Raw genomic sequence first — 26,323 nt, 5'->3', positions numbered from 1 at the left:
GTGAAGACTCCACCAAGCCTGCAGGCGCTGATCGAAGAAGGCGTCATCGACGAAGTGCTGCGACCGCTCAAGAGCGGCAAGGAAGCGGCCGTGTACGTGGTGCGCGCCGGCAACGAGGTGCGCTGCGCCAAGGTGTTCAAGGACATGGGGCACCGCAGCTTCCAGAAGCGCGTGCAGTACCAGGAAGGCCGCAAGTCACGCGGCAGCCGCGAGACCCGCGCCGTGGCGTCCGGCAGTCGCTACGGCCGCAAGCAGCAGGAGGACGAGTGGAAGAACGCCGAGGTCGACGCGCTGTTCCAGCTGCGTGCCGCCGGCGTTCGCGTGCCGGAGCCCTACAGCTTCCTGCACGGCGTGCTGGTGATGGAGTTGATCACCGATGCGAACGATTTCGCCGCCCCGCGCCTGGCCGAGGTGGAACTGACGCCGGAGAAGGCGCGCGAGTTCCACGCCATCCTGGTGCGCGAGGTGGTGCGGATGCTGTGCTGCGGCCTGATCCACGGCGACCTGTCCGCCTACAACGTGCTGGTGGGCCCCGAGGGCCCGGTGGTCATCGACTTTCCGCAGGTGGTCAGCGCCGCCGGCAACAACGCCGCGCGCACCATGCTGCTGCGCGACGTCAACAACCTCACCGCCACGCTTGGCCGCTGGGCGCCGGAGTTGCTGGACACCTGGTACGGCGAGGAGATGTGGGCGATCTTCGAGGCCGGCCAGTTGCAACCCGACACGCCGCTGACCGGTGAGTTCACCTTCGATGAGCACACCGTCGACCTGGACGGCGTGCGCGACGCGATCGAGGACGCGCGCCAGGTGGCGCTGATCCGCCAGCAGGGGCGCGAGGCGCAGGACGACGAGGATTGAGCCGATGCGCACCTTCGTACTGAGGGCGCGCGCCGCGCCCACCGACAGCGCCAACCTGCTGGCCGGCGTGGGCACCCAGGCGCATACGGAGATCCTGGCGCACACGCTGATGAACGCGATCTTCGTGGCCCAGTCGCACCGCCCCGACGTGGTGGTCTACCTTGTGCTGGAAAGCACGCAGGACTACTCGCGCACGATCCGCTTCGAGGCCAACGCCATGCATGACATCGGCGGCTTCAACGAGCGGGCGCTGCTGGGCAAGGTCGCCCGGGCGCTGGATGCGTCCCGGGGCATGGGCAAGGACGAGACGCGACCGGTGGAATCAGGCGTCACCGTGCACACGCAGAGCTTCGAGGCGCTGGTGAAGCAACTGGCCGAGGGCCATGAGCTGTTCGTGATGGACCCGAAAGGCACGCCGATGCGTGAGCAGATGTTCCAGGGCAACCCCTGCTTCCTGCTCACCGACCACATTCCGATGCCGAAGAAGACCTTCAACAGCCTCGACCGCCTGGGCGCGAAGCGCATCACGCTGGGCAGGACGATGCTGTTCGCGTCGCAATGCGTGGTGCTGATCCATCACGAGCTGGACCAGCGGTAGTCGCCTGATCGGCGCCGCACGCGCACCGGACTTGAGCCGGCGCGCCCCTGGATCCCGAAGTCGGTTCAGTTGAGCAGTGGCCTGGCGGCTGCGGGTTCGAGCGCGGTCGGAGCAACCTCCATCGCATCCACCTGGGCCAACCGCCCCTGCAGCTGCTCATCGGTCAGCGCTTCCTCCTGATGCAGCCACTTGAACCGGCGGCGAGAATCATCCGGGGATTCACCATCGGGAAAGAAGTCGTACTCCGCCCGGTAGGCGGCCGCGCGTCGCGTGGCGATCTCATCGAGAACCTTCGCGCCACTCGCATCGTCGATCACCAGCAGGTTGCCTTCGGGGTGGGCAGGATGGTGAATGGCGTGCTTCGGAAATGGTAGAAGGCGTAGCAACCGGCGCCGATGAAGATCCAGAAGTTCGGCATTCCCCAGTTGCCACCGATCCAGTTGATTGCCGTCATCACCGCGCCGATCGCCAGCCAGAGCAGGCCCACGTTGCGCAACCAGTCGTTGCGCTCGACCAGCGTCTGCCGGTCACGGGAAATGTCCACGTAATCGACACTGAAGCTTCGGCTTCCGGAACCATCCTGCTGCTGATACTGCAGACTTGCTTCGCCAAACGTGAAGCGAATGCGGTTCGCATTGCGCCGCTGCGAGATTTCCATCTGAAGTCCCCTGAGATGCTTTCTGCTGCGCCGGTGGGCGCCCCCGGCGGGACTATAGCCCAACCACTTCCCCCTCGGAATCATTGGCCGCAATCCTCGAGCTGGGGCCCGGTTCCTCGACGCGCGGGCCCCCTACCCGGGTGCGATGAACAGCGTGTTGATCGCCAGTTCGATGCCCTGTCCGCCACTGTCTACAATCGCCCGATGCACAACGAGCCAGGCGGGCACATCGAAAGCGGATCACTAGATGGGATGGAACGCCCGACGATCCCGGACGACCGCCAGCTGCTGCGCGGCATCCTCATCCAGGACATGCGGCAGGACCTCCGCCGCCACCTGCGCCCGATGCTCGCCTGGTACCTGCTGTTCACTGCCTTCGCGGTGGTTGCCGCCGCCCCACTGAGCACCTGGTCGCTCGCCGCGCTGCTGCACTGGATCGAGCGCCCGCTCGCCGGCGAGTTCGACGGTCTGATCGACATCGTGCTGGCGCTCGGCTGGCTGATGCTGGCCGGTGCGCTCGCGCTGTTCGCGGTCATGCTGCAACAGGCCGGCATGCTGCTGGTGTCGGCCAGCCACGGCTGCCGCTACCGCATCGCCGCGGCGGCATTGCGCGGCATGCTCCGGCGCGCGGCGCCGCTGGCCGCGCTGACGGGCTGCCAGGTGCTGGCGCATGCGGTGCTGGCGCTGCCCTGGCTGGTGGTCGGCATCGGGCTGTACTGGCTGCTGCTTGGAAACCTCGACCCCTACTACGTCATCACCGTGCAACCCGCCGCGCTGTGGTGGTTCCTCGGCGGCTTCCTGCCGGTTCTGGCAGCCGGCCTGTTCCTGCACGCCACGCTCTACTTCCGCTGGCTGCTGGCCACGCCCGCGCTGGTGCTGGAGGGCCTGTCCCCGGTGGCGGCGCTTACCCGCAGCCGCGCCCTCACGCGTGGCCGGCACCTGCGCATCGCACTGCTGGTGGTGGGTGTCGCGCTGGCCATCGCCGCCCTGCCGGTGCTGGTGACGCTGGGGTACGACCGCGCGGCCACCCCACTGCTGGACCAGATCCCGGCGAATCGCTGGCTGGTGAGCGCCGGAATGGTGGGCTACCTCACCCTCTACGCCGCCACGGTGCTGGGTGTGCTGTTCCTCGGCACCACGGCGAACGCGCTGCTGGTGCGTGCGCTGTTCCACCGGCTCGGGGGTGTCATTGGTGTCCAAGACGCGGACGCGGTGCCGCCCCGCCCGGGACGTTTCGTCGGCGGCGCCGAGGCGGTCGTTCTGGTCGTGGCGCTGGTGCAGGCGACGTTCGCCGTGGTCAGCATGAACCTGGGCCGCGAGGTGACCGTGACCGCCCACCGCGGCGCATCGGCCGTGGCCCCGGAAAACACGCTGGCCGCCTTCGAGGCCGCCCTCGACGCCGGCGCGGATGCGATCGAGTTCGACGTGCGGCTCAGCGCCGATGGCGCCGTGATCGTGTTCCACGACAGCGATTTCCGGCGCATGGCAGGCGATTCGCGGGCCGTCGTGGATACACCCCTGTCGGACATGCGCGACATCGACGTGGGCAGCTGGTTCGATCCCGTGTTCTCGGGTGAGCGCATCCCCACGCTGGCCGAGGCGCTCGACTTCCTCGACGGACGCGCGCAGGCGCTGGTGGAGCTCAAGCCCGACCCCGGCAATGCCCAGGCCCTGCTCGACGCCACCGTGGCGGTCATCGAGGACGGCGGCCACTGGGACGCCGTCATCCTCGCCTCGCTGTCGCCCGACCTGGTGCGCGCGGCACGCGTGGTGGCTCCGCAGGCGCGACTGGCCCTGTTCGCCAATGCCGCCTTGCCGGGCACCGCACGCCGCACCGACTTCGACATGCTGGGCCTCAACCACGTGCGGGTAGACGCCTCGGTGGTGGCCGACGCACGCCGCCGCGGGTACCTACTGCAGGTGTGGACCGTCAACGACCCGGTACTGATGGCGCGCTACATGGACCTGGGCGTGCACGACATCAGCACCGACGTGCCCGCCGAAGCGGTCCGGGTGCGGACCGAGCGGGCCGAACTGACCGACGTGGAGTTGCTGCTGGCAAGACTGCGCAGCTGGTTCCGGCGCTGAGCGAAGCTCCTCGCTACGTCGAGCGGGACAACACGGCCCCTCATTCGACCGGCGTGTTCCACAGCAGGCCCCTCCGCAGGCGCACCCACTCCCGGCCATCCTCCACCTTCTCTACGCCGCCGTAGGTGGATTTTTCATGGTCGGTCACCCCACGACGGTCATCCTCACTCTCGCTGAGAATATCGACCACACCAAACCCTGAAACCCCGGACCCGGCTACAAGCCCGCCTCCTGCGCCCCTGCGACCGCACCATCGCGCGCCAGGTCGACGGCGGCGGCCACGCTCAGGCGCACCGCTTCGCGCTTGGCATGCTCCAGCGCATCGAGCGTGATCTCCTGATAGGGATAGAAGGTGCGCAGGTGATACGGCGTGCCGTCCACGTCGAAGCGCAGCCACGTCACCATCACGCTGTGCCCGGCGCTGATCTCGGATGCGAAGTACTCCCCCTCGCCGCGACCATTGCACCCGATCGGGTTTTCGTCGTCGGGCACGTAGGACGGATCCGGGTCGACGTGAACCACCAGGCGGTCAGTGAACACGCGATCTCCGGTGGCCCGCCTTGCGGAGGAAGAGACGGCGGCACCGATGGCTCCGCCCATGAAGTTGCCCGCGTTGGACAACAGCCTCAAGCGCTTGTTGTCGTAGATGTCGAAGCGATGCAACACCACCTCGCGCGACTCGACTTCCGGCCAGGCTGCGGCCAGCAGCGCCTCGAACATGCGTGCCTTGGGCGGACTGAACTCCTCGGTCTTCTGCAGGGAAATGCCATAGCGGCAGCTGTAGATGTTGCCTTCCGCGGCGCCAAACCCCGGATAGGCATCCGGTTGAGTGGCATCGGTCACGAACTGCCTGGCGGGCGGTGGAACGTCCGCCAATGTCAGGTTCCGGGCGGGCATGCAGCCGACCACAAGCACCAGACCGACACACAGCACCAGCCCCCGACCAAGCACTGCCCAACCTCCGGGGCCACGCCCGGATGCTCCCGACATCATCATCCTCATTCCCCCTGAAGAACTGCTGGATCAACCAAAAGGTGCCACCCCGATCAACATTCGATGCAGCCACATCGCAAACACCAGCCACGCCACCACGCCGACCACCACGGTCAGCGCGGTCATCATGGCGCTGGCCGGTGCAACGACCACCGGCCCACGCCGCGCCGCGGACGCCCAGTCGACCAGCGCCCACAGCAGGAACGCGCCGAACAGCACGATGGCATGCAGCCAGCCGTTGGCCAGCAGGTGCGCGACCGACCACAGCGCCACGCCGATGATCATCGGATGCCCGACGGCACGGCGGATGTGGTTGCGCGGCATGTAGGTGGCCACCAGCAGCACGAAGGCCACCAGCGTCAGCAGCGAGGCGGCGTGGCGCATGCCCACCGGCGGCACCCACACCAGCGTGGTGCCCGCCGCCCGCGCCTGCCCGTAGCCCCAGACGATCAGCACGAAGCCGATGATCGACACCAGGCTGTAGACGCCCTTCCAGGTGCCCTCACCCACGCGCCCGATCATGCGCTGACGCCACGCGGGTGCCGCCACCCGCACCGAATGCGCACCAAGGAACACTACCAACCCCAGGATCATCCAAATCATGCTCGCCCCCCCATCCGTTTGCCGGACCACATCCAAGTGTAGCCGTGCGGCAGCCCGGCAGCGGCAGGGCGTCGCCGATGCGTTGCGACACGCACGTGGCTGGGTCGCAACGGTCTTCGGTGCGCTAGCGGCCCGGCCGCTCCAGCACCGCGTGGCGCAGCGGCGCGACCCGATTACCCTGCAGCTGCCCCTCTATCAGCGCATCACCGCTCAGGCCAATCACCCGGTGGCCGAGGAACACCACCCGCGACTCGCCGTACCAGGCGACGGACTGGCGAGCCAGCTCGGGCATGTCGCTGAAGTCCAGCACCCCGCGGTCGGCCAGACTGCCACCCTGCAGGGCGGCAAACATCAACGCCGATTCCGAGCCCTCGCGCCCGCGCACCGGCCACCCGACCAGCAAACTGCCGTCGCGCTGCCCGGCCATGTTCACCGCGTGCGTGCGCATCTCCGACAACTCCACGCCGCCGGGAATGTAGCGGTCGACCAGTCGCGCCCCGTCGGCCTCGCGTGCGGCGTAGCCCAGCACGAAGTCCTCCTCATCCTCATCGCTGCCAAACACCAGCAGCCCACCGGGCACCGGTTGCAGCAACTGCGGCCAGATGCCGGTTTCGAAGCGGGCCGGCGGTGCATCGTCCAGCGTCTGGACCACCATCGGCCCCGGCGAAGCGGGTTCGGACTGCCAGCGGTGACGTCCATCGCGCCCAAACCACACCGCATCCTCTCCGAACCGGACCAGGGCGCCGTGGTACGGCAGCTCAACCAGCCAGTCCGGCAGCACAACGTCCTGCGCCATCGCGGTGCCGAACCGATCCAAAGGCACGCGGGTTACATCATAGGCGCCCTCGGCACCCGCGCCGGGTGCCGACGCGGTGGCCACGAACAGGCTGTTCGCTCGCTCGGAGAACTGCAGCGGGCTGTCCACCTTGCCGTTGACCACCGCGAAGCCGGGGGCCTGAAAGTCGCGCAACGGCACCCGAAAGATGCTGCTCAAGGGCCCGGTGCCCTTCTTGTCGTAAACGGGATGGGCCAGGGCGAGGAAAGCAGACGAGGGCGAGACATAAAGCTGCGAACCCCGGTCGCCCACCACACCGAAGGTCTGGCAGTCCATCATGCCCTGCAGTAGATCCTCCACCGGACACAGCGACAGCACGTGAACCTCGGGACTCCGCAGCGCGAACACCGGCAAGTGCACCTCTGCAAGATCGATCAGGTCATGCCACCGCGGGGTCGCAACGTCACGGCGCGACCAGCGCAGAGCATCGGGAATCGCGTTCCACGCGAACGGCAGCTGCGCGCTGATCAGGATGTGATTTCCGACCAGGCGGGCGCCGTAGTTTTCGGTATCGAAGTAGTCCTCGGTCTCGATCCAGAAGCGCGAGCGACGTTGCAGCGCCCCATCGGCATCGATCGAGAACAGCAGCAGCTCCGACACCGCCGTGCGCTGTCCGTAGTTGAAGCCGATCAGGACAATGTTCGAACCCGAGACGAGGATCTCGTCGTACCACACGTCCTTGCCGTCGGCCTCCAACGCGGTGGGAAGGGCGTCGGCCAGCTCCAACACCTCCGAGCCATCGCGCCGCAGGCGAACGGTGTACAGCACGTCATCGCGCAGCACCACCAGGTAATCGCCGGCCCGCTTGACGATGCCGCCTTCATCGACCCCCGCCACCTGGACGTTCGTGACCGATTCGCCGGCCACCGGGCTGGCCAGGCGTGCGCCAGTGACCTCGATCCGATCCAGCGACGAGTCGCCTGCCGCGGGGGAAGGTGCCGGAGGCGGCGGCGCGCTCAAGGGCACGGGCGCCTCTTGCACGATCGTTCCTCGCCTCGCGATTCCTTCGGGATGCTTCGCCCGCTCTGCCTTCAGCCAGGCTGCAAAGGCCGCCTCGGAGCCGAAGCGTGAAAGCTCCCCCTCGGCCGTCAGGCGCGCGCCGCCCGGTGTTGCGCAGGCCACCAGCAACAGGCACACCGCGCACCACGCAAAGCCCCGCCCCATGCCCCGACTGTCGCTCATTAACTTTCCTTTAGTGTCATTGCGCGTCCAGGATGTCCTGCAGCACCAGCCAATCCTGGAAGCGCTGCTCGGACTCGGCCCGCCCCGCCGGATCGAGCGCGTTGTCTAGCAGCGCCTCGAACGGGGGATGGGGCTCATGCCCCGCGTGCAGGTGCTGCAGGTAGTACACCCGCCCCTGCACCGGATCCGGGGGTGTGCCCTGGCCCAGCACGTTCATCACGGCCAGGTTCCTCAGCGCGTGCGTGTCGCCCAGCTGCGCTGCCTGCTCGTACAAGCGCTTTGCCCGCGCGAAGTCCTGGGCCACGCCGGATCCGGTGGCATACATCACCGCGAGGGAGGTGACGGAATTCGGATGGTGCACATCGGCACCCTGCTGGAACCAGTGCACCGCCCGGGCCGGGTCGGGATCCACCCCGTGGCCCTTCACGTAGACACTGCCCAACTCCCACATCGCCTCGCCATCGCCCTGTGCGGCCGCCTTCTCGAACCACTCGATCGCCTCGGCATGCGCGGGCTCGGAAAACCAGCCCCGGACAAGGGCCAGCCCGACCAGCCGCTGCGCGTCGACAAAGCCGCCCTCGGCCAGGGCGCGCCATTCGGCGAAGCCCGCATCCGGGTCCGCCTCGAGGCCGCAGTGGCCCCGGATGCGCATCTCCGCACGCGTGAACGCAACCGGATCCGGCAGATCGATTCCGGTGGCCACCAGACGGTCGTAGACCGCGCAGGCCTCGGCGACGTCCGGCTCGAAGAAGGGCGAGCCGCCGTAGAGCTGCCCCAACAGATTCAGCAGCGCCCCCGGATCCCCGGCATCGGCCCCGGCGCGCAGATAGCCCGCGGCCCGCGGCACATCCACCTCCACGCCCATGCCGTTGGAGTAGATGACCCACAGCAGGTTCCAGCCGATCGCTTCACCCAGCTCCGCCGCGCGGCGGGCGTAGTCGATGGCGGGCCGGATCGATGCCCCCGTCACTGGCGCGCCCTCGCCCCCGTTTGTGGCCACCAGCAAGGCCGCACTGGCCAGGCGACCCAGCACCCGGGTGTCGTCCTCCCCGGCATAGGGCCCGAGCAGGGCCAGCACCTCGGCCTCCCGCCCCTCGCTCTCCAGCGCATCCGCCCGGTCCAGCAGCGCCTGCCGATCATCGGCCTCCACCCGCCAGGGCAGCAGTGCCGCCGCCAGCAGCACAGTCGACATCACGGTCCTGATCATCGCGCCCTACTCCCCGTCCCCGCCCCGGTCCACCCACCGCACCGCACCGTTTTCGATCGCCCACATCGCTTCGTTTTCGGTGGTCAAAAGGTACAGCGCCTTGCCCGTCCGGTATCCCAGCAACACGTGAATCTCGGTGGGGTGTGGATCCAGCAGATGCGTCAGGGTCAGCGCCACAGCGCGCGGGTCGTCGCCCAGCTGGATGCAGGTATTGGTGAACTTCCGGGTGGCCACGATGCTGCCGTCCGCCGCCACGTCCATCCGGTGGTTGCCCCCGGCGGCCACCGCATTGCGCCCCGCCGAAGCCAGCGTGTAGGCCCGCAGCGCGCCCTCGCCGGCACCCGGTTCGGGCAGCACGATCACCGCCGCATCCTCGCCACAGCGCTCGAAGGGGTAGCTGGCGGCCCGTTGCCGCACGTCGAAGGCGCGTGCGCGATCCGCCGGCAGTGGCTCGGGCGTGGCCAGGCGCTCGGTGCCATCCAGCAGCTGGCCATCGCTGTTGGCGATTGCGCGGTAACGCACCTGCGGTACGCCGTCGTCGCCCGGCACCACGAACTCGACCTCGATGCGGTCATCGACCCGCGTGCTCAACACCCCGGCCACCGCTCGGTCGCGGCGGAAGCCGCGTACCCGGCGTGCCGACTCGGAAGCGGCCCGCTGTGCGGTTTCGTGGGCGAAAAGCTCCCGGCCTACGGCCTCGGCCTCGCGGAGCGCGGCCGCGTGCTCCTCAGCGGGCGAAGTATCGCTTTCAGCGCCAGCCACCCCGACGGCCAACAGCAGTGCTGAAGCCAGAATCCACTGATTCATCGTGCTCCCCTGTAATTCAGCTTCCCCGATCAAGTCTGGACCATGCTCGTTGCGACGTTTGCTGCTAGCGGTTCTGATTCGCCCTATGCGCCCGCCGGATAGCAGGGTCGATCGCGTCCACTTGGCGGTTTGGCTGAAACATCGCCCGCTGGCCCGGGGCGAGCTGACAGTTGCGGCTGAGGATCTCCAGTTCGTCGCCCGTACGGGCCGCACCGGACTGCAGGTTCACCACCACTCCCAGCGTGTCGCCCAAGGGCTCCAGCTCCAGACAGACCGAATCGATCGTCGCGTAGGTGCGATGGGCGTTCTCCTCCACGATGGCGAACAGGTTGTGCTGGTCGATCCAGACTACCGAGCGGACGCCATCCACGGACCGGGCAGCAGTCCTCGCGGATTCGCGCTCGACCGGACGGCTCGGGTCGGCCAGCTTGATCGACCGACGAAACTCTTCGTTCAGCGCACCCATCTGTTCGCGATAGAGCTCGTCGTTCCCCGTAACGGCCCCGACGTTTGCTGCAGTGAGACGCGCAGCCACCGTGGCGGAGTTCATGGGTTCACCCGCCTTTTGCGGGGCCCGAGGGGCCTCCTCCGTGCCACAGCCCGATGCGAGCACGATGGCCAGCAGGACGCCAACCGGCTGCCCGCGCCTCCACGCTCGTCGAAGAGTCTTTGCCAAGCCTGTCATACGAACCCCCTGTGCTCCCCCTGAGCGATGGTACCTGCCGATCAGAGGTCGGATCGATGACCTAGAAATTTTCTGGTCTCCTTTGCGACACCTTTCTCAACAAACGTTTGCGGAGGCGCGCTAGATTTTGCTCGATCGGCACCGTCAGGTTGCCAACCTGGAACGAGATCGATGTCGCTGAGCTCGTTGTTCGCCCATTGAGGTCCAGAGCCGTGCGCCGTAAATCCAAGCCCAATCTGTTCGATCTCGCCGCGGCAATGCCGTGGCAGGTGAGTCTGCTTGTCGGCGCAATCGTGTTCGCCGCGCTGATGTGGGTCGCGCCGGTTTTGGCCGAACGCATCGAGAATCCCATTTCGCGCTCGATGTACACCGCCATCGCCACCCACTCGCTGCCAGTGTTCGCGTGGATTCTCCTGGCGGTCTTCTCGATCAGTGCCCTCGTGTCGTTCGTCGAAAGGAGGAAGCGCTCGCACCTGTTCGCCACACGAACAGACCTTGCCGCCATTCGTGAACTCGACTGGCGCCAGTTCGAAATGCTCATCGGCGAGGCATTCCGACAGCAGGGCTACCGCGTCACTGAGTCAGGGTTGGGAGGCCCCGACGGCGGTGTGGATCTGGTGCTTCACCGCGACGGAAAGAAGACACTGGTGCAGTGCAAACACTGGCGAAACCGGCAGATACCGGTTTCAACCGTCAGGGAAATGTTCGGCCTTCTCCAACACCACGGCGCCGATGCGGTGAGCATCATCTGCACGGGCACGTTCAGTGCAGATGCCCGGCGCTTCGCGGTGGGCAAACCGATCGATTTGGTTGGGGACGACCGGCTAGTGGACCTATTGCGGAAAGAACGCTGCGGTTCGGTCCCACTTGCTTCGGCTGATCCGACGTCGGTACCTCCGCCACCGGGCGCAGTAGGCCCTCCACCCTGCGGAGCGTGCGGGTCGGAGACGGTCGTTCGCAAGAACAGGAGCACTGGATCCGAATTTCTCGGGTGCTCGCAGTATCCGAGGTGCCGCTTCACGGCCGAGATTCGTTAGCGTCCTTAAGCCAGCTGTGGCTACCAGCCCCAGCAAGCAGCCTGGGAGTCGCTCTGACGTGGCCGGGACCGGCTGTATCGCTCGCTCTTCACTGCTGCCGTGACCCCCGAACTCCCTAGCTTCTCTACGCGTCTTCCTTGGTGATACGTGCCACAGCCTCGCTCTCCAATACAAAGAGCTCGTTCGCAATAGCGAATTCGCGAAAAGCACGCGCTACACCTCCCTCGACCTCACGATGCGCCCTAGGATTCCGATGCGCCAAGAACGCTGCCTCAAAAAACTGGGCGCGTCCCTCAGCCTCGCCATTTGACACGCTCGTCCAGGTCAGGAGCGAGCCTGGGCCTCGAAACGCCTTACGGAGCACCGCGACACCTGAGACATCCATGTGGATTCCACAGCGGAGCTTCACCAGTTGCTCAAGTAGCCGATAGGCTTCAAACACGGCCCGGTCCGGGTTAGTAGAAGCGTCGAGAGCTAGGTCTGTTAGCCGATCGTCGAGCGTCCACCAAGGAATACTTGGTGGAAACTGCCTCCGCATAAGTTGCTCTGCGGTTTCGCGGCCTTCGAGCCCCGCATGCATGTAGCCGTACGTGCGCATCGGCCTGATCACACGCGCCTGCACAATCCCTTCCAAATCAGCTCGCCTCAGATTTCCTTCATCGAGCCGTTGCAAAAGACCGTGCTCCACCGCGACTTCGTCGACGTCAATCTGAAACCGCCGCAAGAGATGGAGCGCAATCGCAAGTCCCGCGGGCCCCTCCCCTCCGTATCCGGAGGCAAAGCCGCACCGGATGAATATCGGCTCGGGCTCCTCCACTTCCAGATAGAAGCCGTGCCTGTCGCCGTGTGTGAGCAAAAGAGCTCGTGCGATAGCCACATCGGCTGCAAGCACTCTTGCCAGTGCATCCAGACAAGATTGAGTGGATAGGCTCGACCCGTGGTACTGCGCGAGAAGTTTTTTGCTTCCGATCATCGAAAAGTCCCGCATGGCGGCTCCGTCAGCGGATCTATACGGCTTGCGTGGAAGCCCCGAAGGCGACCCAACCCTCTCGGCTAGCAAGAGCGCTAGGCGCGCCCAATTGAATCCGCAGTGCAAAGGACGCGTGCATCGAGTCGCGCGGCGTACTAACTCGAAACTCAACGGCGCACGACCTGGGTAGCACTTTCCGACGGCGGTAACAAACACACGAGCATCCGGCCTATCCCCGCCCAGCCCGAAAGCATCGCCGAGAGGCACAAGTGGGCAAACTCTAGAGCTCGCTACCTTCTCCCTCCGCCGGAATGTTCCTTTCTGCAACTGTAGATTCAGCCTCCTTTTGCATCGCAGCGGTGCCGACATCGATTGCAGACGATCGATCTTCCTTGAGCTTTGGGGCCTGTGGTTGCCAAACTTTCAGATGCTGCCCAACCTGCTCATAGAAGTCTGGAATGGCCTGCTCGAGATCCACGACGAAGTTCTTCCTCTGGGCAAATCGGCCGGCAAGGTCACGTGCAAAAACAACCTCGAAGGACGAAACAACCTTACCCGCCTCCTCTCCCAACTCGGGGCTTTCCCTGAGCTTTGCCAGCGGATGTTGCGTAAACGCACCGCGACCTGGCCAATAGAAGCGGATGTGAATGTTCTCGGCCTTGGATTTGCCCAGTTGGCGAAGCAGCCACGTCAACCTCGCCTTGGTGGACTTGCGGTCTCCCGGCGCCATCACCCGCATTGATGCGTAAACCGCTCGCCGGTTGAAGTCGGCAGACACTTCGATGGCCGCCGCTGTATTGGGGACTGCGAAGCTGCTCCTCAGCCGGCACTCCTGAGCCAGTAGGTCCGCATCCGCCTTGATCCGCAGGCTCGGGTCCAATGTATGTGCCCGAGACACCTTGACTGAAACTTCCTCGCCCAATTGGCGGCTAAGAATCAGGCACAGGTCGCGAGTTTCCTGATACCAGGCACCCACAACCTCCTGAACGTCACTGGACTTTGCCGAAAGCGCACCACCCGCTTGAACGGCTGCCGCGACACTGGTCCATGCCGCGGGCATCTGATCAAAGCTCTTCACCCCCGCGCTAGGATGACTGAGAAACCGAATCATTTCGTTGAGGATCACGCGTTGCTCGCGGTCCTGAACGTCTCCGTTCTCCAAGTGCAACATCGCCTGTGTCAGGACGTACATCCAAGACCAGTGCCACAGCTTGGCTTTCTTGATTCCGGAAGCGCTTATCGGCACCGGATGATGTCCAGGCAGCGGCGCGAACTGATTGGATATCGTCAAGAGCGCATCGACGCCATTGAGCTTTGCCAGCTCGAGGTACGCCTCCATCTGCTCCGGAGTCAGATCGGTGTTGCCGACCTTTGCCTCAACCAGCGCCGTCCATTGATTTCCGCCCGAGCGCAGTACCAGCAGTCCGTCTGGCCTCACGTTCGCAGTACCAGTCTTGCGCAGAACCACTTCCGTATAAGCCTCAACCCGGGTCCGGGTTCCAGCCTTGACCCCCAGGTCGGAGAGCAGCGCTTTCCCGAAGTCCTCTACGGTTTCCATGCAGGACAACACAATGGACAACGTCCGGCCTTCCTTGGACGTATCAGCGAGCACCGGGAACAACCGAGCGCGCTCGCCTCGGACAAGAAACTCAGGCCTTTCGTCCATCACTTCCCCCTTGTGGTCTAAACATGAATCGCAAGCGACGCGCTCTAGTCCGCCAGCGCTCGCGTCTGATGACCCCTAGTCGATGAATACCACGCGGAAACTTCATACACCCTAGAAAATCTCTGGTCATCGCAGCTGGCACCTATTCTCCACCTGCTCTAACCTGGGGACCTCGGGGGAGCGACGACATGGCGTTCTGGTGGGTCAACCACAAGCAAACGCGCAAGCACGAAGTGCTTGGCGGTTACCTGTGGTCGCCGTTCCGGAATGCCAACGGTGCATTCAACCAAACCTACGAGAACATGCGGATGGCACGGGAAGGCGACATCGTCTTTTCGTTCGCCAATGGCGAAATTCAAGCGATCGGCCGGGTCACGGAAGAAGCCACTGCCAGCCCCAAGCCAGTTGAGTTCGGCTCCGTCGGCGATTATTGGTCGGACGAGGGTTGGCTAGTCGGTGTTGAGTTCTCGCCGGTACCGAGGCCAATCCGTCCTGCAGAGTACGCTAGTCAGATTGCTCCCCTGCTGCCAGACAGACACTCCCCCATTAGGGCGAACGGCCACGGCAACCAAGGCTGCTATCTGGCGTCGATCCCCGACAGCCTAGGCTTGCTTCTGCTGGCACTAACGGAGGCGGAAGAGCTTGCGGCAACGAACAGATTACTGACGCGCGAGGCTGAACTGGGCGGTGAGGTCCTGGAGGACATCCACCAGATCGAAGCTGACAAAAGCATTCCCGAAACTCAGCGCATGCAGCTCTCCAAAGCGCGTATCGGGCAAGGGCTTTTTCGCAAGCGGGTCATCCTGTTAGAGCAGTCTTGCCGCGTGACAGGCGTCGATGATCGCCGCATATTGATCGCCAGCCACATCAAGCCTTGGAAGGACGCCAGCAACGCCGAACGGCTAAGTGGTCTAAATGGCCTTTTGCTCTCGCCCCACGTGGATGCCCTGTTCGATGACCGCCTGATCACGTTCGAGCAGACGGGTCGAATGCGGGTCCATCCGTCCCTTTCTGGGGAGGTCCTGGAGCGATGGTCGATCGATCCTGACCGACGAGTGGCACCGTTTCGTCCGGAGCAGGCGAGCTTTCTTGAGCACCATCACCGGTTATTCGCAGACAAGATCTCGTGAAGCACGACTCCACGAAACTACCTCACCTAGAAGTATTGTGGGATCGCTTCCACAGCCAACCCAACTTCAAGCGCTAAATTCAGCGGCGAAAGCTTGGGACTGAGCACTCATGGGCCTCTATCTGGCAATGGCGCGTATCGCGCACGCATCCAGGACGAGGGATTCTCGGTACTTCGCCAGTCTCTCGAGCACATACCCATCGTCGCATGCAGCTGCTGGCTCAGAACGATATTACTCCATTGTCTAAAGATGGATACCCAGAAAATATCCAATTAATATTAACGTGAGCGAGATCACGATTAAACAAGAAATTGTGTACCGCCAGTTCCAATCCGAGGGCTCGGGGTTCTGGGAGACATCTGGCACTGCCTCACCCCGCAAAAATGGTACCCAGCTACGCTCATAATAGACTCTGTAAAAATAGTCGCTGTGCCCAAACTCGTTAAAACCATGTTGCCGAACGAGACTTGCTGTATCCAAATCGAACCCTATGGCACCAGACGGACCAGCGTCGCGAACTACCCAGCCGACTATCCGAGCCCAAACGTCTAATCTTGAGTAGGAATGTAGAACTGCCTCGACTCTTCCCTCCTTCACAAACCGATCCCAAGGGAACCTTGTACGTACAATTGACCCACAAAGAATTACACGTCTAAAGGAAATATACGGATCTATTTCCAACGACCGCGCTACGAGATAGGATCCAAAACTGTGCGCGACAATAGAAGGACCCCTAGCATCTTGTGGCACGTCAGCAATAGCCTTTCGAAACCACTGTAGCTTCCGTCGTCGACCGGCTGGTGTTAAAAATAGCAGCGCTGTGAAAAACCCGTAATCTAGAGGATGGTATGTGAACCCTGCAGCCGAAACGACCGGAGACAGATCCTTCTGCCATGTTCCGCTTGTTCGAATGCCATGCACAGATACCAATCGCTCCCTACACGATCCACCGCTTGCGCCGCCCCCCCCACGCGAGGATCTCTCGTTTTCGATTCGATTACGCTCCCTTGCTAAGTGCTCGAAGAGCGCGCTTCGAAAGCAAATACGATTATCTCGCCGCTTGCAAAGACCAACAACACGCGCATACTTAAACGACAAATTTCCGGGTTCAATTTCAATGCCATCATCATTACTGCGTAACAGGGCTTCAATTATTTCACCCATCTCATGATCTCTCGAAACCGCGGCAAACATATTGTCAGCATGAGCGTTCGAGTTACGCCTCCAGCGGTCCACGATCGTTTTCGCACCTTCAACCTTGTCCCCTACCATTTCAAGAAGCTCTCTGGCGGCCAACTGTGTCAAATGGGCCTGTCCACCGGCACAGTCGAAGAGAACATCGGCTACTTCTCTGGCTTGCCCAACCCCAGCCATACGTACTAGCTCTTCAGTCTGCCGCCGAGTCAGGTCTTCGCACTCTACTTCAAGACAAACATTAAAAGGAGAGTTTTCCGGAACCACTAATGACTCAGGACGGAAAGTCCCTGAGAACAAAAAAACGATCCTGGCTTGGATCAACCCGGACTACTCTTCGCTGCCGCGTTGAACGCGCGTATTTGCGCATAAAACGCGTTTCTAATACTTTCATCGGAAATTCCGGATGCTTCATCGATTAAAAATGCAATGCGGCTATGTCCATCGGGAATTACACAGCCAAACCATTTATGCAGCGATTCAGCATCGAGCCCTTGGGGCTTCACGAATGAGGTAACGCCAACCTCGCTCGCAACTTCATTAGCAACCCACTCTAATAAAATTCTAAAAGTATAGCTTGCTGGTAGTTTCTGAAGATCTATTAAGGCGACCGTAAATCCCGCTTCTTTCAGGCGCAACCTTAATCTTAACAATGAAGAAGTCTTGCCATGCTGACGCGGGCCGAGCAGTACGACCGACTCTCCGCGGGTCAAGGACCCCCACACTTTTTTATCGAATTCGCGCTCAATATAGAGATCAGAATCAACCGGGACGGGGCCAGCAACAACGGTCATCCTTTAGCCCCCTTCGCGAATCTAGAAAGCACCGCGTCACTCCCACCATAGTATTGCAAGGCAGTATGAAACCAACTAAGACGGGCGGCATATCCAACCGAGTCCTGATCGGCGATTCCGTACAGCTCAAGCATTCTTAGTGCGGAAACAATATCAGGCTCGCTTGAGAAGACCCCGAAATTGGAAAGCTTCCGAAGAAACTCAGTTGTCGGTTGGGGAACTGAAAGCAGCATTATACTAACAGCCCGTTCCAGAGGGTTGGCCTGCCCCCAATACGTCTCTAAATACTGCTCAGCAAACTCATAATTAGACGTTACAACCTCTATATCATTAGCAGACACAAATACGTCATCTCGCGATCGTTCATTTACGAGAGAAATCACTCCGTCGCCAATCACTTGAATAAGTTCAGGATGACCATCAGTCGTCGTCCATACTGCCTTTGCTACTTCGGGTATGTTGTCGATACTGATTCCGAGTCCGACCAGCGGCTCCGATATTAAGGCACCTGCTGCAGCCTGGGTCAGCTGGCGCAACATCATTGGCCGGCAAAAATTCCAGTGTGGGGAGGATGGATCCCAAATGCGTTTTGCTATTGTTCGCTCACCGGAGAATACGAATTGTGCGAGCCCCTGTTGCGAAATCGATCGACAAGTTCTGAAGAAGGCTTCTGGGACCTCATCCTCTTCATGGCGAGAATCCCAGTCCAGTAGCTGATCAATCTCATCGAGCAGTATTACAACACGTTCAGAACCGCGCGCACGCAACTGATTTACAATGGAGAAGAGATCCGAGGGAACAAAGTCTTTTTCAAGTTCAACGCCCCACTCCCGAATCACGAGTTGCCCAAAGTCCGTCCATGTTCTTACGACTTGGCAATCTCCGAAAAACGGATGCAGATTGGCGGAGCGCAAACGCGCAAAGGAGTGTTGCATCAATGAAGTCTTACCGATCCTGCGACCACCCAATAACGCCACACTGTTCGTCGCTAGTGTCGCAAGAAGGGTAGCTTCTTCTTCTTCACGACCGAAGAAAACTCGCTCTGGCGTGACACCTCGCAGAACGAAAGGGCTGAGTTTAGTAAGATCTGACTGATTTAAGAGAGCCTCCTGCAATAACTCTGAAGGGTCACGGTTTGACCTCGCGAACGCTATACAGGTGTCGAGATCCAGCGTAATGACAGTGACGGGCAATGCTACCTGACTATCGCTGATCACCCTCGCATTCTGCTCTGACAACGCATGAGAAACGATAAGCACCGCAATTCGACAGGATTCTCCGGAATGCATCGCTTGCCGTGAGACCTGTTGAAGCACCTCGACATTCACTGTCCCGAGTTTTGCTGCAATGCAGACAATTTGATGTACGCCCTCACTAAGGTCAAAGAGTTTCGCTCCATACTCAGATCCCTCAACTACCACTATTTCACGACCGCCTAAGTAATTCGCGACGATGTCTACAGCATTTTCATGCTCAAATTTTCGTTGCAAAGTTTGGAACGCACGGAGGACCTCATGATGTTGCCATCGGAGGCGTGTCCCACCAGGGTCAACGATGAGTGCAAAATTTGAATTAGCGCTTGCGTATCGTGCAAGGGCGAAGCGCCCTACCTGCGGTGACACCGGGAGATCATCCGCAGCTATTTCTAGCTCGCGGTCGAGTCCAGCGCTAATAAGCTTGTCTATAACGACTTCATCAATGGATATAAGACGCTCGCGCTCTGCAATTTCACGCAGAGCCGATTGCATAAGCTCGCTTTCAGCCTGGGCTATCGTTAGTGTCAGAGGAACGGCTTCGAAAAGTAACGAAAGTGACCTTTTCGAGGCATCTCTAATACCCTTTCCATCAGCGACCAGTATTAACTCAAGCCCATGGCGTCTAGCCTCATTGGCCAACATTGGATACTGCGTTGTCAACTCACGCGTCTGACGACCACCAGAATGAGATTGGAAGGTGGATGCAATAATCACGCGGGGCGTCCCGCCTAAGCTAATTACATAGTCTGGCACGGGCCTTACAACGCCCCCAAGCGAAGATGGGGACACTATTTCGTAGGCATAGCCAGACGATTTTGCGGCTTCAACAGCTCGTTCAACTGCCAATTCGATTCGCTGTCGAATTTTTGCATCTACGCGGAATCTTCGGTTTTTTGCGTCGTCACCGATTAGCGTGAGCATTACGAGCTTTTCTACGTCAACGTGAGGCGCAAGAAGGTTAGCTACACCGAACTCAACCATAATGGCCGCAGCGTACGTTGCTTCATCTAGGTTTTTGGGGGGCTTTGCCGAAAGTCGCCGGTGGTCCTCTAGCGCAATGTCGGCAGAAATTGCGAAGAACCTGCACACTAGTCGGTACGTATCTGCGTCCGCGACGAACGCGCTTCCAAGGCTTTGTGGAGATAAACCACCGTCGGCCACGGCTTGTAATCGATCTACTGCTGGTCGCAGCCGCTCGACTGACTTAGATAAACTGGAAAACTCTACTATGTCACTGGGAGAGAATAGATCGGCGGCCACCGCCTCTCTGAATCGTGACAGGTTTTCACTCGTTGAACTCAGTGTATTCATATCCCCTCGCAGTTCTATGCTGCTGGCTAGAAACGTCTTGTATCGCTCTTTCCTAGCATGGACGCTTCCGATCATCTGGTGTTACAGGAATGGAGACGACTCTTAATGGGAAAGCGCGCGCTCGCCGCGCCAAGCTGCGCGATATGCGGATTCTGCTCGCGCGCGATGGAAATAAATTTCATGCTTAGTGCACGATTGCCTTCAGCGTGCATTACGCACATCCGCGACTTGTACTATGCCGCCGGCAAACGTCGCGCTATGACCCTTGCCTAAAACTGATCATGAAGCGCCTCAAGAATCGCCTCCTCTGTAATCCCGCAGGCATGTAAAGAACTGCGGCCCCGGTCAACGCTACCTGCGAAACTATAACCCAAAAAAAACGCCCGCGACGCGGGCGTTTTTTCGATTGTATGCGGCAGTCGCCTACATATTCCGCCGATACTCCCCACCGACGTCATACAACGCATGGCTGATCTGCCCCAGGCTATGCGTCTTCACCGCCTCCAGCAGACCCTCGAACACGTTCTTCCGCTCGCGCGCCGCGGCTTGTAGCGGCTTTAGGCCCTCCCCGGCCAGCGTGTTGCGGTTGTCCTGGTAGCGCTGCACGTTCTCGATCTGCTGGCCCTTCTCGGCCTCGGTGCTCCGGATCAGTTCGATCTCGGTCACCACTTCGCCGGCGTGCTCCTTGGGCAGGAAGGTGTTCACGCCGATCAGCGGCAGGCTGCGTCGTGCTTCTTGTGCTCGTAGTAAAGGCTTTCTTCCTGGATCTTGCCGCGCTGGTACATGGTGTCCATGGCGCCCAGCACGCCGCCACGCTCGCTGATCGCCTCGAACTCCTTGTACACGGCCTCCTCCACGATATCCGTCAGCTTGTCGACGATGAAGCTGCCCTGCCACGGGTTCTCGCAGAAGTTCAGCCCCAGCTCCTTGTTGATGATCATCTGGATCGCCACGGCGCGGCGCACGCTTTCCTCGGTCGGCGTGGTGATCGCTTCGTCGTAGGCGTTGGTGTGCAGGCTGTTGCAGTTGTCGAACAGCGCGTACAGCGCCTGCAGCGTGGTGCGGATGTCATTGAACTGGATTTCCTGCGCGTGCAGGCTCCGGCCGCTGGTCTGGATGTGGTACTTCATCATCTGGCTGCGGGCACTGGCGCCATAACGCTCGCGCATCGCGCGCGCCCAGATGCGGCGGGCCACGCGGCCGATCACGGTGTACTCCGGGTCCATGCCGTTGGAGAAGAAGAAGCTCAGGTTCGGGGCGAAGTCGTCGATGTTCATGCCCCGCGCCAGGTAGTACTCCACGATCGTGAAGCCGTTGCTGAGCGTAAAGGCCAGCTGGCTGATCGGGTTCGCCCCGGCTTCGGCGATGTGGTACCCGCTGATCGACACCGAGTAGAAGTTGCGCACCTTGCGGTCCACGAAGCTCTGCTGGATGTCGCCCATCATGCGCAGCGCGAACTCGGTGCTGAAGATGCAGGTGTTCTGCGCCTGGTCTTCCTTCAGGATGTCGGCCTGCACGGTGCCGCGCACGGTGGCCATGGTGGCGCCGCGGATCTTCTCGTAGGTGTCGGCGTCCACCAGCTGGTCGCCGGTGATGCCCAGCAGCGCCAGGCCCAGGCCGTCGTTGGTCTTGGGCAGGGTGCCGCTGTACTCCGGGCGCGGGCGGTCCTTGAAGAAGGCGTCGATCTTCTTCTGCGCCTCCTTCCACAGCCCGTCGTCGGACTTCAGGTAGATCTCCACCTGCTGGTCGACGGCGGTGTTCATGAACATCGCCAGGATGATCGGCGCCGGGCCGTTGATGGTCATCGACACGCTGGTGGTCGGCGAGCACAGGTCGAAGCCGGAATACAGCTTCTTCATGTCGTCGAGCGTGGCGATCGACACGCCGGAGTTGCCGATCTTGCCGTAGATGTCCGGGCGCGGGGCCGGATCTTCACCGTACAGCGTGACCGAGTCGAAGGCGGTGGACAGGCGCGCTGCCGGCAGGCCTTCGCTGAGGTAGTGGAAGCGGCGGTTGGTGCGCTCGGGCGTGCCCTCGCCGGCGAACATGCGGATCGGGTCCTCGCCGCTGCGGCGGTACGGGTACACGCCACCGGTGTAGGGGTAGTCGCCGGGCAGGTTTTCCTTCTGCAGGAAGGTCAGCAGCTCGCCCCAGCTGGTGTAGGTGGGCGCGGCGATCTTCGGGATCTGCTGGTGGCTCAGCGATTCGCGGTAGTTCTCGACCTTGATCTTCTTGCCGCGCACTTCGTACTCGGTCACCTCGTCGGTGATCGACTTCAGCCGCGCCGGCCAGTCGCGCAGCAGCTTCAGCGCGTCGGAGTCGAGCGACTGCACGGCGTCGTTGTAGCGCTGGCGCAGCGTGATCAGGCTGCGGTCGACGGTGGCGGGCTGGTTGCTGTCCTGGTGGTCGTCGGGCATGCCGCTGGCGCGCTTCTCCCACTGGAACTTGGCGCGGCGGCGGTCGCCCAGCACGCCGGGCACGCGGCGGTCGTCACCACTGCGGCGCTCCACGCCGTCCCATTCGCTGGCCGGCTGGCCATCCGGGCCGGGCATGCGCAGGTCGTCGGCGTCGAACAGTTCCAGCGCCTTGGGCAGCTGCTCGTCGCCCAGGTCGCGCAGGCTCTGCCAGTAGGCCTGGGCGCGGTTGGCGGTTTCCGACTGGCTTTCGATGTGGCGGTTGATGCCGCGACCCTGCTCGGCGATCTCGGCCAGGTAGCGCACTCGCGCACCGGGGATCAGCACGGTGGCGCGCGGCGACTTCAGGCTGGTGTCGATCTCGGGCTGGAAGTTGCAGCGCTCGCTGCCCAGTGCGCCGTCGTGGCCCAGCTTCTCGCGCAGCAGGCGGCACAGGTTGGCGAACATCCAGCTCACGCCCGGGTCGTTGAACTGGCTGGCGATGGTCGGGTAGACCGGCACGTCCTCGTCGGCCAGCTGGAACTGGGTGCGGTTGCGCTTCCACTGCTTGCGCACGTCGCGCAGCGCGTCCTCGGCGCCGCGGCGGTCGAACTTGTTCAGTACGATCAGGTCGGCGAAGTCGACCATGTCGATCTTCTCCAGCTGGCTGGCCGCGCCGTAGTCGCTGGTCATCACGTAGACCGGGAATTCGACCAGGTCGACGATCTCGGAATCCGACTGGCCGATGCCGGCGGTCTCGACGATGACCAGGTCGTAGCCCAGGCCCTTGAGCAGGCCGATGCAGTCCTGCAGCACGGCATTGGTGGCCACGTGCTGGCGGCGGGTGGCCATGGAGCGCATGAACACGCGCTTGGAGCGCAGCGAGTTCATGCGGATGCGGTCGCCCAGCAGCGCGCCGCCACTGCGGCGGCGGGTCGGGTCCACGGCCAGCACCGCCACGCGCATGTCCGGGAAGGCCTGCAGGAAGCGGTTGAGCAGTTCATCGGTGACGCTGGACTTGCCCGCGCCGCCGGTGCCGGTCAGGCCGACCACCGGGGTCTTGGCGCCGGCCAGCTGCCACTGCTTGCGCAGCTTGGCCAGCTCGGGCTCCTCGATCAGGCCCTCCTCGATCGCCGAGAGCATGCGGCCGATGCTGATCTCGTCGTCCAGGTCGGTCGACTCGGGCACCGTGGAGTCCAGACGCGCACGACCGGCACGGTTCACCACGTCCTCGATCATCTCCACCAGGCCCATCTTCATGCCGTCGTTGGGGTGGTAGATGCGCTCGACGCCGTAGTCCTGCAGCTCCTTGATCTCTTCGGGCGTGATGGTGCCGCCACCGCCGCCGAACACGCGGATGTGTTCGGCGCCACGCTCCTTGAGCATGTCGACCATGTACTTGAAGTATTCGACGTGGCCGCCCTGGTAGCTCGACAGCGCGATGCCGTCGGCGTCCTCCTGCAGGGCGGCGCGCACGACGTCCTCGACCGAGCGGTTGTGCCCCAGGTGCACCACTTCCGCGCCCTGGCCCTGGATCAGCCGGCGCATGATGTTGATCGCGGCATCGTGGCCGTCGAACAGGCTGGCGGCGGTGACGAAGCGCAGCGGGGTGTTGTCGTGCTCGGCCTGGGCGGAGGCGTCGGAATGGTCGTGGGCGGTGGTGCTCATAAACGATGGCCGTGTGTGGAGACGGGAATCGTTCGATTGTACCGCGCCACGCGGTGGCGTTCCCCGGCCCGGAAGTCCCGTGCAATCAGCTGCTTTCGCCATCGTCCCGGGCACGGAATTCGTCCGGCCGATGCTTGCGCGGTGCCACCCACATGCTGATGACGGCGCCAAATACCTGCTCCCCCTGCTGATCGCGGACCGCGACTTCGACCTTGAATTCGCCCGGCACCGACCAGTCGATCTGCGAACGGGGTGTGGCGACAGCGACCAGATCCGTTGTGGCCTTCTTGAGGTATTCCACCGTCATGCCCTTGGGGATCCAGCGATGCGTCGCCGGGATCGTGACCTCGGTCATCGTTCCGCCTGCAAGCTCCGCCAGGTTGCACATGGCAACCGCATGCACGGTGCCGATGTGATTGAGCACGGCCCGCCGCTTGCGCATTCGCACTGCGCAATATTGGGGCCGCAGTTCTTCGAACCGCGGGCGAATGCTGCCGAAATAAGGCGCCTTGAGACACACGAGGCGCGAGAAGGCCCACTTGCCGCCCGGCTTGGAGGCAAGCCGCTTCCAGATGTTCAGCGTGCTGCTGCTCACGTCATCTCCACGCTCAGGGAACCCGCACTGCGGGATGTTGCCATGGCACTGTCCTCGCGAGGCGTCCTGGCATGTTTGACCAGGAACGTTGCGACCTCGGTCAGCACGCGGCGGTCCTTCAGGATCCGGCGGTGGCCGAGCGTGGAGGTGGCGAAGAGGCGCGAGTTGGGCAGACGCTCATGCAGCTGTTCTGCCTCCTCGAAGGGCACTTCCGCATCATCGTGGTCATGCACCAGCAGCACGGTGGCGTCGATGTCGCGGGCGAAGCGCTGGCTGTCGAAGAAGCCTTCCGACTTTCCCCCGGCATGGATCACGCGCTGCCGGAATGCCCGGGCAGCCCGGTCCGGCAGGCCGGTTTCAAAGACGAACCGGTCCAGCACACCGGTGACGGAGGCTGGCCCTGCGATCAGGACCAGGCTGCCGGCCCGCAAGCCCTCGGACTGGGCCACCAGTGCCGTACCGGCACCCATCGAGTGCCCCACCACGGCCGCCGGGGTACCGAGTTCGTCGCGCGCGCGCAGCAGTACATCCACGAAGGCAGCCGGGTGCGACGCCGCCGGATCGTCCGGATCGTGGCCCGGCGCACGCAGGCACACCGCCTGGAGGCCCATGGCCACCAGGGAAGGAACCAGGCTTCCCAGCGCCATGGGCCCGGAGGACCATCCATGCAGCAGGAAGACGGCGGGCCCGCGGCCGTATACCCAGGCGCGGGCGCCAGCTCCAAGGTCGACCGAGCGCTCTGCATCCTTGGGCGGGGGCGAATTCCGAGGGGGGCGTGCAGTGAGCAGCATGTGGGCGGCTAGCCGACCCATGACTTGCGGGAGAACGGGCCCGAGCACGCGATTGACGTGCCGGTACAGCGTGGGAGATTTCATCGGTGGCTCCAGTTCACTGCGGGCGCTTCCGTTTCGAGGCTGGGGGAGTGGGCGTTGTAGTGACGCAACTGGCACCCGAAGGCGGACATGCCAGCCCTGGTGCGGGCCAATGGGGATGCGCTGACCAGGGCTGCATAGTATGATGCTCATAATTCCATGTGCAAGTGTCGCTGCCGGGGGCCCTCCGCCACGGCCTCCCGGTCCCCGCCTTTGAATGAGAGGTATCATGGCATCGACGTCCTGGAGGGCCGCCATGCGCTACTCACCCGAACACAAGCAAAAGACGCGGGAGAGGATCATCGACCGCGCCGCACGGAATTTCTGCCGGGACGGCATCGATCAGGTGTCCATCGCGGGCCTGATGTCCGATGCGGGGCTGACCCACGGGGGCTTCTATGCACACTTCAAGTCCAAGGAGGATGTGCTGTTGGCTGCCCTCGAGCACGCGCTCGAGCAGACCTACGCGACTCGCCTGAGCGAGGCTGCCAGCACGTCGGAGGACCCCATGGAGCGCGTAGGCGCCGTGCTGGATTCGTACCTCTCGCTCACCCACCGCGACCATGCCGAACGTGGTTGTGCGATCGCCGCGGTTGGGGTCGAGGCCGCCAGGACGGACCCGCGGTGCCGGCAGGTCTTCAGTGATGCCATCGAAAAACGCGCCGCCCTGCTGCACGAGGCCATGGGCAAGGGGCCGGAGCGCCGCAGCGAGGCGCTCGCCCTGGTGTCGATGATGGTCGGCGCGATGGTGCTCTCGCGGGCATCTGGCGACAGCCCGCTTTCCGCGGAAATACTGGCTGCCGCCCGAAAGCATGGCGCGCGCATCCCCGACTGCCCGGACGACTCGAAGGACTAGCCCGCCTCCCCCCGGGGCTGCGGGTCTCACGAAAAAATACTCGTGCCCGGGCAAGGCACTTGCCGAC

At 62.8% G+C, this 26,323-nt stretch carries 22 protein-coding genes; 6 read left to right on the top strand and 16 right to left on the bottom strand.

Features of this window, described 5'->3' with window-relative positions:
* On the top strand, positions 1–858 hold the full coding sequence (locus FU658_RS05230) for a PA4780 family RIO1-like protein kinase (RefSeq protein ID WP_147891120.1): 858 nt from the start codon (positions 1–3) through the stop codon (positions 856–858).
* 4 nt (positions 859–862) lie between these two features.
* Positions 863–1,456: a tRNA (pseudouridine(54)-N(1))-methyltransferase TrmY gene (gene trmY / locus FU658_RS05225; RefSeq protein ID WP_147891119.1), complete on the top strand. Its 594-nt coding sequence runs from the start codon at positions 863–865 to the stop codon at positions 1,454–1,456.
* Between the two features lie 65 nt (positions 1,457–1,521).
* Here the strand turns inward: trmY and FU658_RS05220 are convergent, their stop codons facing one another.
* Together FU658_RS05220 and FU658_RS14340 are read right to left on the bottom strand one after the other, a co-directional pair.
* On the bottom strand, positions 1,522–1,773 hold the full coding sequence (locus FU658_RS05220) for a hypothetical protein (protein WP_147891118.1): 252 nt from the start codon (positions 1,771–1,773) through the stop codon (positions 1,522–1,524).
* Positions 1,770–2,114 carry a hypothetical protein gene (locus FU658_RS14340; RefSeq protein ID WP_187265936.1) on the bottom strand — a complete coding sequence of 115 codons (345 nt, stop codon included), beginning with the start codon at positions 2,112–2,114 and terminating at the stop codon, positions 1,770–1,772. The genes FU658_RS05220 and FU658_RS14340 overlap by 4 nt, the downstream gene beginning before the upstream one ends.
* Before the next feature lie 252 nt (positions 2,115–2,366).
* Between FU658_RS14340 and FU658_RS05215 the strand changes: the two genes are divergently transcribed.
* The gene (locus FU658_RS05215) at positions 2,367–4,202 is read left to right on the top strand and encodes a glycerophosphodiester phosphodiesterase family protein (protein ID WP_187265935.1); all 1,836 of its coding nucleotides are present in this window, start codon (positions 2,367–2,369) and stop codon (positions 4,200–4,202) included.
* A 216-nt stretch (positions 4,203–4,418) separates the two neighbouring features.
* Here FU658_RS05215 and FU658_RS05210 read toward each other — a convergent pair whose 3' ends face one another.
* The 6 genes from FU658_RS05210 to FU658_RS05185 all read right to left on the bottom strand — a co-directional run bounded on the left by FU658_RS05210 (position 4,419) and on the right by FU658_RS05185 (position 10,379).
* The gene (locus FU658_RS05210) at positions 4,419–5,045 is read right to left on the bottom strand and encodes a hypothetical protein (RefSeq protein ID WP_147891116.1); all 627 of its coding nucleotides are present in this window, start codon (positions 5,043–5,045) and stop codon (positions 4,419–4,421) included.
* A 180-nt stretch (positions 5,046–5,225) separates the two neighbouring features.
* Positions 5,226–5,798 carry an NnrU family protein gene (locus FU658_RS05205; protein ID WP_147891115.1) on the bottom strand — a complete coding sequence of 191 codons (573 nt, stop codon included), beginning with the start codon at positions 5,796–5,798 and terminating at the stop codon, positions 5,226–5,228.
* Positions 5,799–5,922: 124 nt separating this feature from the next.
* Entirely contained in the window at positions 5,923–7,755 is a 1,833-nt protein-coding gene (locus FU658_RS05200) for a beta-propeller domain-containing protein (RefSeq protein ID WP_255505458.1), read from the bottom strand.
* A gap of 76 nt (positions 7,756–7,831) precedes the next feature.
* Positions 7,832–9,007: a tetratricopeptide repeat protein gene (locus FU658_RS05195; RefSeq protein WP_147891113.1), complete on the bottom strand. Its 1,176-nt coding sequence runs from the start codon at positions 9,005–9,007 to the stop codon at positions 7,832–7,834.
* Between the two features lie 21 nt (positions 9,008–9,028).
* A complete protein-coding gene (locus FU658_RS05190; RefSeq protein ID WP_147891112.1) occupies positions 9,029–9,829 on the bottom strand; it encodes a hypothetical protein in 801 nt (266 codons plus the stop codon).
* Positions 9,830–9,893: 64 nt separating this feature from the next.
* Positions 9,894–10,379, bottom strand: coding sequence for a hypothetical protein (locus tag FU658_RS05185; protein WP_147891111.1), 486 nt, complete (start codon positions 10,377–10,379; stop codon positions 9,894–9,896).
* A gap of 347 nt (positions 10,380–10,726) precedes the next feature.
* Here FU658_RS05185 and FU658_RS05180 point away from each other — a divergent pair, with 347 nt between their 5' ends.
* Positions 10,727–11,551 (top strand): restriction endonuclease, encoded by an 825-nt coding sequence (locus tag FU658_RS05180; RefSeq protein ID WP_255505433.1) that lies wholly within the window; start codon positions 10,727–10,729, stop codon positions 11,549–11,551.
* Between the two features lie 124 nt (positions 11,552–11,675).
* Here FU658_RS05180 and FU658_RS05175 read toward each other — a convergent pair whose 3' ends face one another.
* Both FU658_RS05175 and FU658_RS05170 read right to left on the bottom strand, forming a co-directional pair.
* Positions 11,676–12,524, bottom strand: coding sequence for a TIGR02391 family protein (locus FU658_RS05175; RefSeq protein ID WP_187265933.1), 849 nt, complete (start codon positions 12,522–12,524; stop codon positions 11,676–11,678).
* 277 nt (positions 12,525–12,801) lie between these two features.
* Positions 12,802–14,187 (bottom strand): hypothetical protein, encoded by a 1,386-nt coding sequence (locus FU658_RS05170; RefSeq protein ID WP_147891109.1) that lies wholly within the window; start codon positions 14,185–14,187, stop codon positions 12,802–12,804.
* 188 nt (positions 14,188–14,375) lie between these two features.
* On the opposite strand from FU658_RS05170, the gene FU658_RS05165 reads away from it, so the two are divergent.
* Positions 14,376–15,317 (top strand): HNH endonuclease signature motif containing protein, encoded by a 942-nt coding sequence (locus FU658_RS05165; protein ID WP_147891108.1) that lies wholly within the window; start codon positions 14,376–14,378, stop codon positions 15,315–15,317.
* Positions 15,318–16,831: 1,514 nt separating this feature from the next.
* Here FU658_RS05165 and FU658_RS05160 read toward each other — a convergent pair.
* The 6 genes from FU658_RS05160 to FU658_RS14335 form a co-directional block, all read right to left on the bottom strand.
* Positions 16,832–17,305, bottom strand: a complete 474-nt coding sequence (locus FU658_RS05160) for an AAA-like domain-containing protein (RefSeq protein ID WP_147891107.1) — start codon at positions 17,303–17,305, stop codon at positions 16,832–16,834.
* Positions 17,302–19,872: an AAA family ATPase gene (locus tag FU658_RS05155; protein ID WP_187265932.1), complete on the bottom strand. Its 2,571-nt coding sequence runs from the start codon at positions 19,870–19,872 to the stop codon at positions 17,302–17,304. The genes FU658_RS05160 and FU658_RS05155 overlap by 4 nt, the downstream gene beginning before the upstream one ends.
* Positions 19,873–20,295: 423 nt before the next feature.
* Positions 20,296–20,577, bottom strand: a complete 282-nt coding sequence (locus tag FU658_RS15800; protein ID WP_343195872.1) for a hypothetical protein — start codon at positions 20,575–20,577, stop codon at positions 20,296–20,298.
* A gap of 5 nt (positions 20,578–20,582) precedes the next feature.
* The gene (locus FU658_RS05150; protein ID WP_343195871.1) at positions 20,583–23,933 is read right to left on the bottom strand and encodes a methylmalonyl-CoA mutase family protein; all 3,351 of its coding nucleotides are present in this window, start codon (positions 23,931–23,933) and stop codon (positions 20,583–20,585) included.
* A gap of 85 nt (positions 23,934–24,018) precedes the next feature.
* Complete coding sequence (locus FU658_RS05145) at positions 24,019–24,528, bottom strand: hotdog fold domain-containing protein (RefSeq protein ID WP_147891105.1); 510 nt, start codon at positions 24,526–24,528, stop codon at positions 24,019–24,021.
* A complete protein-coding gene (locus FU658_RS14335) occupies positions 24,525–25,319 on the bottom strand; it encodes an alpha/beta fold hydrolase (protein ID WP_255505457.1) in 795 nt (264 codons plus the stop codon). The genes FU658_RS05145 and FU658_RS14335 overlap by 4 nt, the downstream gene beginning before the upstream one ends.
* 337 nt (positions 25,320–25,656) lie before the next feature.
* On the opposite strand from FU658_RS14335, the gene FU658_RS05135 reads away from it, so the two are divergent.
* On the top strand, positions 25,657–26,256 hold the full coding sequence (locus tag FU658_RS05135) for a TetR/AcrR family transcriptional regulator (RefSeq protein ID WP_147891103.1): 600 nt from the start codon (positions 25,657–25,659) through the stop codon (positions 26,254–26,256).
* Positions 26,257–26,323: the final 67 nt, after the last annotated feature.

The sequence above is a fragment of the Alkalisalibacterium limincola genome, assembly GCF_008017755.1.
Taxonomy (GTDB): domain Bacteria; phylum Pseudomonadota; class Gammaproteobacteria; order Xanthomonadales; family Xanthomonadaceae; genus Alkalisalibacterium; species Alkalisalibacterium limincola.
Note: the sequence above shows the minus strand (reverse complement) of the source record. Positions and strands in the feature narration are given on the sequence as shown.

What these genes read in the sequence shown, in the direction of transcription:
- trmY (WP_147891119.1), top strand. Translation starts at nt 863, where the DNA reads ATGCGCACCTTCGTACTGAGGGCGCGCGCCGCGCCCACCGACAGCGCC.
- FU658_RS14340 (WP_187265936.1), bottom strand. Translation starts at nt 2,114, where the DNA reads ATGGAAATCTCGCAGCGGCGCAATGCGAACCGCATTCGCTTCACGTTT.
- FU658_RS05215 (WP_187265935.1), top strand. Translation starts at nt 2,367, where the DNA reads ATGGAACGCCCGACGATCCCGGACGACCGCCAGCTGCTGCGCGGCATC.
- FU658_RS05205 (WP_147891115.1), bottom strand. Translation starts at nt 5,798, where the DNA reads ATGATTTGGATGATCCTGGGGTTGGTAGTGTTCCTTGGTGCGCATTCG.
- FU658_RS05195 (WP_147891113.1), bottom strand. Translation starts at nt 9,007, where the DNA reads ATGTCGACTGTGCTGCTGGCGGCGGCACTGCTGCCCTGGCGGGTGGAG.
- FU658_RS05190 (WP_147891112.1), bottom strand. Translation starts at nt 9,829, where the DNA reads ATGAATCAGTGGATTCTGGCTTCAGCACTGCTGTTGGCCGTCGGGGTG.
- FU658_RS05185 (WP_147891111.1), bottom strand. Translation starts at nt 10,379, where the DNA reads ATGAACTCCGCCACGGTGGCTGCGCGTCTCACTGCAGCAAACGTCGGG.
- FU658_RS05175 (WP_187265933.1), bottom strand. Translation starts at nt 12,524, where the DNA reads ATGATCGGAAGCAAAAAACTTCTCGCGCAGTACCACGGGTCGAGCCTA.
- FU658_RS05170 (WP_147891109.1), bottom strand. Translation starts at nt 14,187, where the DNA reads ATGGACGAAAGGCCTGAGTTTCTTGTCCGAGGCGAGCGCGCTCGGTTG.
- FU658_RS05165 (WP_147891108.1), top strand. Translation starts at nt 14,376, where the DNA reads ATGGCGTTCTGGTGGGTCAACCACAAGCAAACGCGCAAGCACGAAGTG.
- FU658_RS05160 (WP_147891107.1), bottom strand. Translation starts at nt 17,305, where the DNA reads ATGACCGTTGTTGCTGGCCCCGTCCCGGTTGATTCTGATCTCTATATT.
- FU658_RS05155 (WP_187265932.1), bottom strand. Translation starts at nt 19,872, where the DNA reads ATGAATACACTGAGTTCAACGAGTGAAAACCTGTCACGATTCAGAGAG.
- FU658_RS05150 (WP_343195871.1), bottom strand. Translation starts at nt 23,933, where the DNA reads ATGAGCACCACCGCCCACGACCATTCCGACGCCTCCGCCCAGGCCGAG.
- FU658_RS14335 (WP_255505457.1), bottom strand. Translation starts at nt 25,319, where the DNA reads ATGCTGCTCACTGCACGCCCCCCTCGGAATTCGCCCCCGCCCAAGGAT.
- FU658_RS05135 (WP_147891103.1), top strand. Translation starts at nt 25,657, where the DNA reads ATGCGCTACTCACCCGAACACAAGCAAAAGACGCGGGAGAGGATCATC.